2 protein-coding genes and 3 tRNA genes are annotated in these 8,207 nt (G+C 60.9%); 3 read left to right on the plus strand and 2 right to left on the minus strand.

What is annotated here, in order from left to right; genetic code table 11:
- Positions 1 to 96 precede the first annotated feature (96 nt).
- Positions 97 to 954 carry a bifunctional methylenetetrahydrofolate dehydrogenase/methenyltetrahydrofolate cyclohydrolase FolD gene (folD, locus tag LG30_RS0120645; protein ID WP_033132582.1) on the minus strand — a complete coding sequence of 286 codons (858 nt, stop codon included), beginning with the start codon at positions 952 to 954 and terminating at the stop codon, positions 97 to 99.
- Between the two features lie 202 nt (positions 955 to 1,156).
- Between folD and LG30_RS0120650 the strand changes: the two genes are divergently transcribed.
- From LG30_RS0120650 to LG30_RS0120660, 3 genes are all read left to right on the plus strand, one after another.
- Positions 1,157 to 1,233, plus strand: a tRNA-Pro gene (locus LG30_RS0120650).
- Positions 1,234 to 1,270: 37 nt separating this feature from the next.
- Positions 1,271 to 1,347: transfer RNA gene (locus tag LG30_RS0120655), tRNA-Arg, on the plus strand.
- Between the two features lie 46 nt (positions 1,348 to 1,393).
- A tRNA-His gene (locus tag LG30_RS0120660) sits at positions 1,394 to 1,469 on the plus strand.
- Positions 1,470 to 2,004: 535 nt separating this feature from the next.
- Here the strand turns inward: LG30_RS0120660 and LG30_RS0120665 are convergent.
- Positions 2,005 to 8,202, minus strand: coding sequence for an Ig-like domain-containing protein (locus LG30_RS0120665; protein WP_274518518.1), 6,198 nt, complete (start codon positions 8,200 to 8,202; stop codon positions 2,005 to 2,007).
- Positions 8,203 to 8,207: the final 5 nt, after the last annotated feature.

The raw sequence follows: 8,207 nt of genomic DNA on the forward strand, positions 1-8,207 counted from the left end.
TGATATTTCACAAAATCACAATGTAGCGATATCAAATAGCCTCATTGCATGCCTCGTCGAGACGGATCGGCTCGCTCAGCGCCCCCTCGACACGCCTCAGGCGTCGTGGTAGTCCTGACAGGCGCTCAGGGTGTTCTCCATCAGGCTGGCCACCGTCATGGGGCCGACCCCACCCGGTACCGGCGTGATGAAGGCCGCGTGATTGCGCGCCGTCTCAAACTCCACGTCACCCACCAGGGAGCCATCGGCCAGGCGGTTGATGCCCACATCGATCACCAGGGCGCCGGGCTTGACCCATTCCCCCGGGATGAAGTTCGGCTTGCCCACCGCCACCACCAGCAGATCGGCGCGGCGCACCTGGGCCTCCAGATCCTGGGTGAAGCGATGGCAAGTGGTGGTGGTGCAACCCGCCAGCAGCAGCTCCAGGGTCATGGGGCGACCCACGATATTGGAGGCACCGACCACCACCGCATGCAGACCGTGGGTCTTGACCCCGGTCGCCTCGATCAGGGTCATGATGCCCTTGGGGGTACAGGGGCGCAGCGCCGGGATGCGCTGGGCCAGACGGCCCACGTTGTAGGGATGGAAGCCATCCACATCCTTGTCGGGGCGAATGCGCTCGAGCAGCTGGGTGGTGTCGCAATGGGCCGGCAGGGGCAGTTGCACCAGAATGCCGTCCACCTCGCTATCTTCATTGAGCCTGTCGATCAGGGCCAGCAACTCTTCCTGACTCGTGTTGGCACTCAGATCGTAAGAGCGGGAGACAAAGCCCACCTCTTCACAGGCACGACGCTTGCTGCCGACATAGACCTGGGACGCCGGATCCAGCCCCACCAGGATCACCGCCAGTCCAGGAGCCCGTTTGCCCAACGCGACACGCTGTTGGACCTGTGCGGCGACCTGGCTGCGAATCGTTTGCGCAACCTGTTTTCCATCAATGATTTTGGCAGACATCGTTCTTCACTCATCCTGTGTTCAACTGCGCGCATTGTCGCATTTTTTTGGCGCGGGTGTTAGCGGCTCTCGCCTGGCGGGCAATAAGTAGGCATTTGAATTTACTGGCGGAAAAAGTCATTGACGCTGCGTTTACCGCTTGGGTATGATGCCCGCCCGTTGCCCAGTGGTACCGCTATCGGTATGCTGGACAGTGAAATTTCGGTGATTAGCGCAGCCCGGTAGCGCATCTGGTTTGGGACCAGAGGGTCAAAGGTTCGAATCCTTTATCACCGACCAGGTTCATCGGGAAGTCCCCAGGACTCCTCGATACAGAGCGCCCTTAGCTCAGTCGGATAGAGCAACGGCCTTCTAAGCCGTGGGTCGCAGGTTCGAATCCTGCAGGGCGCGCCATTAATGTGAGGGCTTTTAAAGCACACATTAACGGCCAATTTCAGTGGTGGCTGTAGCTCAGTTGGTAGAGTCCCGGATTGTGATTCCGGTTGTCGTGGGTTCGAGCCCCATCAGCCACCCCATTATTCTGTTTGCGCTGCTCGCAGCCAACAGCCGTCAGTCTGACTGACCGCGTGCACCCTTTGTCGCACGATCAAAAACCGGCCCAGTGCCGGTTTTTTGTTTTTGACGCTCGGGCTCATGCCAGAGAAGGAGCCGACCCGGACGTCATTCGGCAAGGTTCGCATTCCAACAACTCCCCGTGCCAAGGGAGCCACCAATGACAAGAGCTGGAAAAGCGCCAGAGCACAACCCTCTCCTCCATCGGCACCTTGATAGCGAGTTCGAGCCACTCGAATGCCAGCAATGTGACTTTACCTGCCAGCCCTAATCTGCCCGCCAAGCCAACCCTCCTTGGCTTGACCGCCCGCAACTGACTTGTTCGGCGTCTCGCATCCGGTGAGAGAAAACCAAGGCTCGCTGGCATTCACTCCACAGCGCGTGATGGGAGTCATGGCGCTCCCGCATAGAAAAGAAACAACCCGGCAATTATTAGTTGCCGGGTTGTGGCTCAGACTGGCCATCGGAGTAGCGACGGGATCCCCGCCCCTCTCTAGCCTAGGGGTTGTCGATGTCGAGCCTGTGGTTGGTCAGCATGTAATCGAGCACCTGGGATGCCGTGCTGTTCGAATCTCCCGTCATCGAGCCGAAGGTATGATTCGCCAGCACTATATCCTGCGTCACCTGATGGGTCGTGGTGTCCTTTACCTGCAGATGGATGCCATCGGTATCCTGCACCATGGAGAGCAGGCTCTTCAGATCGTCCACCGACTTGCTGCCATCGTGGTCAAGCAGATCGCTCAGATCCAGCCGGTCACCTTCCCCCTGATTGAAGTCCGCAACATAGTCCCTGGTCACCTCGCCTGCGTGTGTGTCTCCCTGCAACCAGACGAAGCTATCGGCGCCACCACCACCGTGCAGGGCGTCACTGCCCGCCCTGCCAGCCAGGATGTCGTTGCCAGCTCCCCCCTGCAGATCGTCATCTTGCAGGGTGCCGACCAGAGTCCCGCTGGAAGCGCCACCATACCCGACCCGCACACCGCCCTCGGCATCGTCCGTCAGCAGGAAGTCCCCCTCCGAGTAGTGGCCAAGCAGATGGAGCTCGGCGCTTTGCACCCCGTCGGTCACCGTCAGCAGGCCACCGGTGCCATGGGCATTGGCGCTGTAACTGAGTCGGGTATCGGCACCCAGGATCAGATCGCCGAGCAGCAATTCATCGTCCTGTTCCAGACCCAGGATGGTACCAAGGGATGCCGCCTCATCCGCCCCGACCACCAGGGTACCGGCCCCATCACCGTGGAAGGCCAGGCTGCCAATATGGGCAGCACCGGCGAAGGAGAGGGTCCCATCGCCGTCTATGGTGGCGCTGCCGCTGCCCGTCACATCCCCCAACAGGCGCAGATCACCGCCGTTGGCCCACAGATGTCCGCTGTTCTCCACCGCACTGGCCACCGTCATGCCCCCCGCCCCCGTCGACTCCAGGGTGCCGCTGTTGCCGATGACATTGTTGCCGGTGTCGAGCTCCAGGGCATGCAGGCCGTTGGCCAGGATCAGGCTGGCGTTGAGCAATGCCATCTGACCTGCGCCGACCTGCCCCGCCCCCGAGATGCTGTTGTTCTCGTTCACCAGCCGCGCCTGGGATGAACTGCCGACAATCAGGTTGTTCGGATTGTCGGACAGCACCACCTGACCACCGCCGCGCAGGGTCAGGTGCTCGACCAGCACCTCCAGACGGGTGGTCTGGCCGTGGGAGTCGAGGACGACGCGGCCACTGTTGTCGAGGAAGCCCCCCAGCGGCAACATGGCGCCGTCGTGGATGACCATCTCACCGGCGTTGCTCAGCTCCGGCGCCAGGTCGAACACGACGTTGGCCGCGCTCAAAGCCGTGCTATCCACCCCGCGCAGGGTGATGCTGGAGTCCGGCCCTAGGGTGACGACCGCATTCCCCTGACCATCGTCGGCAATCTGCAGGCTGGCGAAGTCCAGACCCGCACCAAAGCCAATCAGATCGAGCCTGTCGGCCGCCACATCGAAGCCGTAGACCTGGTTGTGGGCGATGGGTTGGGCAAACACGAAGGTGTCCGCGCCAGCGGAACCGCTGAGATTGTCGTCCTGCGACAGGGCGAAGATCGGCGAGCCGGGGGCGTAGGCTTCGACGTTGTCCAGCACTGTGCTGCTGCCTGTGCTGCCGTCGGCGTTGGTCCAGCTCATGTGCACCGGCAAGACCATGGCCCCGGCGAAGTCCGCGGCAGTGGTCACCGTCAGGCTACTCGGATCGTCAGTGACCACAGTCCAGGTGCCGTCGCCGTTGTCGGTGCCTTCACTCAGAGTCCAGCCTTGGGGAACGCCAGCAATGGTCAGCATCACAACATCCGCATGACCTGCAGGTGCAGCCAGCGCGAGGTGGATAGGTTCCCCAGCAGTGCCTGCAGGCGCAGTGCCTGTTATTGTGCTGACATTCCCCGCCATATCCGTCAGGGTTATGGTAACGCTATTTCCGTTCATGGCGTCTCGGTTACCCGATGCCGTCCATGTCCCATTGGTAGCGGAGCCAGAACTCAGCGACAAACTGAAATCTGCAACATCATTGCCGTTATCGTGAACGCTCACTGATGCAACCCCAGTAGCATCAGTCACCCCCGATAATGTGAACAAATTGTCAGTATTGCTGTAAAGATTGCCAAGTCCTCCTGTGACCGCTGGCGCCGCTGTATCGACAGTGATATCGCGGGCTCCACTCGCCGATAGTGCGCCCGCGTTACCAGCAGTGTCAGTCACCGCCGCCCGCAGGTTGTAACTCGTCCCGTTCGTTAACGCTGGTGTTGTGATGTCGACATAGCCGTTGGTGATGTTAGCGCCCGACAACGTCACCGCCCCGCCCAGCGCAGTCGTGTTATTGGACAGCTGCACCGTGTTGCCAGCCAGCGCCCCAGTCCCGCTCAAGCTGACCCGTACAACCAAGCTCGTGTCGTTGGTAAAGCCATTATCTGCCACGTCGCCCTGGATGGTGCCGACGTTGTCGGTCACGAGGGTGATGCTCGGCGAGGCCGGCGCAGTGGTATCCACCGTCACGCCAAAGGCGGCCGATAGATTCCCGTTGCCGGCGGTATCGATCAGTGCGGCAGTCAGGCTGTGCGCGCCCTCGACCAGCGCCGAAGTGGTAAAGCTCCAGGCGCCACCACTGGTCGTAGTGGTCGTACCAATCAAGACCCCACCGTCAAATATTCCTATCGCTTGGCCGCTGCCTTGGGTAGATGTGCCAGTCAACGCCAACGTGGTGTCATTGGTGCTCGCCCCGTTCGCCAGCGTTCCGGTGACGGGGAGCACGTTGTCCGTCACAGTGCTGATCGTTGCCGTCCCTGTCGGTGCGTTCGTGTCGATGGTCACGGCCTGACTGTCCGTGTTGCCGACGTTACCGGCAGCATCTACCACCCGCGCCTGATAGGTAAAGTTGCTGCCATGCGAGATGCCGTCAATCAGACTCCAGCTTGTGCTCGTGTTTTGCGTCACATCGGTCCAGTTCGTTCCTCCATCGCTGCTGATCTGGATTTTTTCGCCGCTGCCCAGCGCCATGTTGCTACCCGACACGGTCAATGAGGTGTCATTGGTGATGAAGTCGCTACTCGATGTGCCGCTGTCCGTACTGATAGCGGTAATGTTCAAGGTTGCCGTCGGGGATAAGGTGTCGATCGTGGTGGTGAAGGCGGCAGACGCAGTGCCCTGGTTGCCCGCCGCATCTTCGATCCGCACCGTGTAGCTAACGTTGTCGCCGTTGGCAAGCGTGCTGTCCGTGTACGTCCAGCTGCCTGCCGAGGCGGTAGCCGTGCCCAGACGCGTTGCACCGTCATAGACCGCAATCACTTCGCCTGCGCCCAGGGTACCGGTATAGGTACCGGCCAGCGCCAACGAGGTGTCGTTGGTGCTACCACCGCTGGTCAGCGTGCCAGTAACAGGGCTGACGTTATCGGTCACCGTGCTGATCACGGCCGTTTGCGTTGGCGCCGTCATGTCGATCGTGGTAGTGAAGGCGGCAGACGCCGTGCCCTGATTGCCTGCCACATCTTCAACCCGCACGGTGTAACTGACACTGTCGCCATTGGCGAGCGTGCTGTCCGCGTATGTCCAACTGCCTGCCGAGGCGGTAGCCGTGCCCAGACGCGTTGCACCGTCATAGACCGCAACCACTTCGCCTGCACCCAGGGTACCGGTGTAGGTGCCAGCCAGTGTCAACGAGGTGTCGTTGGTGCTACCGCCGCTGGTCAGCGTGCCAGTAACAGGGCTGACGTTGTCGGTCACCGTGCTGATCACGGCCGTTTGCGTTGGCGCCGTCGTGTCGATAGTGACGGGCAATGCTGCCGACACTGCACTCACATTACCAGCCACATCGGTAGCCTGGGCGGTGAAGTTGTAGTTGCCTTGGGCCAGCGTGGTGCCGGTGTGATCGAAGCTCCAGTTGCCCGAGCCATTGGCCGTGGTGGTGCCGATACTGACGCCATCGCGGAACACCTGGACGCTGCTGTTGGCTTCGGCCGTGCCGTTGATGACCAAGGTGGTGTCGTTGGTGATCTCATCCGTACCACTGCTGCCATTATCCGCAGTGACCGCACTGACCACGGGGGCGGCCACGCTGGTATCTATGGTCACTACGAGCCCCGCCGAGGCCGGGCTGATGTTACCCGCCCAGTCGGTCACTTTGGCTGTCAGCGTATGTGCGCCGCTGGTCAGCGTGCTGCTGGTGATGGTCCAGCTACCATCCAGCGCGGCAATGGTCGTGCCCAATACCGTGGTGCCGTTGGTATCGTAGAGCGTGACCGTGGCCCCGGCCTCGGCACTTGTGCCACTGACGGTGGGTGTATTGTCACTGGTAATGTTGTCCGTGCTCGACAAGCCGGAGTCGGAAGCCACCAGCAGATCGGGCACCGAAGGTGCTGCCGGTGCGCTGCTATCGACAGACAGAATATGGTCGTAGCCGCCGAAGACTACCTTCACCGGCATCGCACCCTGCGCGTTGGCACCGATCAGGGTATAGGTCTGGCCACTGGCGAAATTGCCACTGCCCGTCGTATCCACCGACACCAGCAGGTTTTCACCCGACACCGACAGTTTGACAAACTTGGCCACATCGGCGCCCGCCTGGAAGCCGGTCAGCAGGGACGAGAGGTCGAGTTTGTCACCTTCGGTGAAGTTGTAGTCGGCGATGATGTCCGCATTCGCAACGCCAGCGGCCTCGGCTCCCCATTTGAAGGTGTCAGCCCCACCGCCGCCAGCCAGCATATCGCCCCCGGCACCACCGATCAGCACATCTGCACCGGTGCCACCCAACAGCAGGTCATTATTAGCGCCACCATCCAGGGTATTGCCGCTGTTCTGCGCCACCAGTACGTCATTGCCAGCCAGACCGGAAACCGTGCCAGCCCCACTGGCGATGATCATTTCCGCGCTGGCCGTACCGGTCAGGCCGAGGATCTCACCCGTACCACCGCTGTTGGCCGCGATGACGCCCTTCCAGGTTGTATTGATGTCGAGATAGTTGTTCGACGGGGTCACTGTATCCCGGGTCGACCAGACATTGGCCAGGCCGATATTTGCAACCTCGAAGTAACCGCTTGGGCTGACGGTGGCATTCCAGCTGGTCGCATCCAAGTTCAGATCATTGCCATCGGCATTGAACAGGAAAGTCTGCAGATCGTCGCGCGTCGTGGCGTTCGTCAGGATTTCCTGCAGCTGGGTGGCCGTAAAGTTGAGATAGATGGTGTCCGTGCCAGTGACAAAGTCATCCGTATAATTGGTCGCCGCCGCACCTACATGGCTCCAGCTGGTATAGACGGTGTCACCGCCACTCCCCGCATTGAGCGTGGGCGCGAGCACATTGACCCCTGCATAGTTGTTGGTGTCCGCGTTGCCGGTACTGGTGAATGTCGCTTCGCTGACAACGTAACTGCTGATACTGCCACCCGAGTTGATGGCGATGGTGAAGGTATCCGGATCATTACCATTGCTATCGTGGGTGAGATTGTTGCCAGCAAGCCAGGCGTTGATATTGGCGATGGTGCCCGTGATCGTTGCGTTATTGCCCCCCACTGCCGTCCCACCCGAAGGCGCACCGGTCACGCTGAAGCTGCTGTCACCACTGGTACGAGTGATGGTCACCGTCACCGAACCGGTGGTGTCAGCATCGACAAACATGAGCCGATTGAACGGCGTCTGATCCCCTGAATCCGGATCGTACTGCAGGTTGTCCGGCGCAATGATAACCGAGGCATCGGCGGTGCCGTTGATGGTGATCACCACGTTGTGCGTCGTGCCATCGGCCGTCGAGACGACGATCGCATCCGTCAGTGTTCCGCCATTGGACAGTTGCTGTATCGCAGCGTGCGTATTGTCCGCCTTGTAACTCCAGGCACCGCTCGCATCAATAGAGAAGAGACCATAGGCGCTGGCCACATTGGTCTGTACCGTGAATGTGGCGGCGCTATCTACATCCGTCGCATCCAGATCTCCGCTTGCCACCAGTTGACCAGCAACAAGGGCGGTATCTTCGGCGACAGCAGCAGTGCCGGTGCCGGTGATGACGGCTGCATCGTTGGTGCCGTGGAGGGTGATGGTCACCGTCTCGGTGTCACTGCCGCCGTCGTTGTCGGTCACGGTCACGTCATAGCTGAAGGTGACCGTCTCGCCCAGTGCCAGGAACTGGGTGGCCCCATTGCTCACCGCGTAGTCCCAGCTGTCGCCGTCGGCGGTGAAGCCGCTGGTCAGCGCGC

It is taken from the genome of Aeromonas aquatica (assembly GCF_000764655.1).
Taxonomy (GTDB): domain Bacteria; phylum Pseudomonadota; class Gammaproteobacteria; order Enterobacterales; family Aeromonadaceae; genus Aeromonas; species Aeromonas aquatica.

Excerpts from the sequence above, each read along its gene's own strand:
- folD (WP_033132582.1), bottom strand. The coding sequence starts at position 954 with ATGTCTGCCAAAATCATTGATGGAAAACAGGTTGCGCAAACGATTCGC.